The sequence below is a fragment of the Acinetobacter legionensis genome, assembly GCF_048551735.1.
GTDB lineage: Bacteria > Pseudomonadota > Gammaproteobacteria > Pseudomonadales > Moraxellaceae > Acinetobacter.
The window spans coordinates 1-1087 of sequence record NZ_JBIMBV010000069.1 but is presented as its reverse complement, the minus strand read 5'-3'; the positions used below and the strand labels follow the sequence as shown (position 1 = coordinate 1087).

1 protein-coding gene is annotated in these 1087 nt (G+C 37.1%); it reads left to right on the top strand.

Going from position 1 to position 1087, the window contains the following annotated elements; all coding sequences use genetic code 11:
- Positions 1-54 precede the first annotated feature (54 nt).
- Positions 55-1080, top strand: a complete 1026-nt coding sequence (locus tag ACG9ZL_RS21005; RefSeq protein ID WP_005100823.1) for an IS30-like element ISAba125 family transposase — start codon at positions 55-57, stop codon at positions 1078-1080.
- Positions 1081-1087 lie beyond the last annotated feature (7 nt).

The window sequence follows — 1087 nt, the reverse complement described above, 5'->3', positions numbered from 1 at the left end:
GGCAGAGTAAAACTTGAAGTGCGACATAAACCACCTAATTAATTTAAAGGGTTTATGGAGTATATAAAATTGTCATACCATCATCTTAACTTTGAAGATCGTACTGCATTAATGCTTGAGTCAAGAAAAGAAGGCTTTTCAGCCAGAAAATTTGCTGAACTCATTAAAAGACATCCTAGTACGATCTATCGTGAGCTTAAAAGAAATAGCATCAATGACGTTTATCAAGCTCAATATGCTTCTGATAACACCTTCGCTAGACGTAGACGTGGTCACAGAAAACTCAAAATCGATTCAATCCTCTGGAAATTTATTGTTGAAGCGATCCGTTGTTTATGGTCTCCTCAGCAAATAGCAAAGCGTTTAAAGACATTTCCTGATTTGGATCAAACAATGAATGTAAGCCATACAACGATTTATTCAACGATACGAGCATTACCAAAGGGTGAGTTGAAAAAAGACTTATTATCCTGTCTGCGTCATGAAAATAAAAAGCGAAAAGCTAACGGTGAACCTAAAAAAGATTCTATATTACAGGATATTAAAACTATTCATGAGCGCCCAGCCGAAGTTCAAGAAAGAAAAATACCGGGTCATTGGGAAGCTGATTTAATTAAAGGTAAAGACAATAAAAGTTCGATAGCAACACTTATTGAACGAAATACACGGCTCTGTATCTTGGCAACATTACCTGATGCAAAGGCAGAATCAGTGCGCAAGGCTTTAACTGAAGCTCTGAAATATTTACCTGCAGAACTGCGTAAAACGTTGACCTATGACCGTGGACGCGAGATGGCAGAACATAAAATACTTGAAGAAGATTTAGGCATAGATGTATATTTCTGTGACCCACATTCACCCTGGCAAAAAGGCACATGCGAAAATATGAATGGTTTAATTAGGCAATATTTACCTAAAGGGATTGATTTAAATCAGGCAGATCAGCATTATTTAAATCAAGTTGCCATGTCACTGAATACTCGTCCTAGAAAAGCGTTAGATTGGCTTACACCATTAGAGAAATTTGCTCAGCTTGTTGATTATCATAAGACTTTTCAAACTGTCGCACCTCATGTTTGAATTCGCC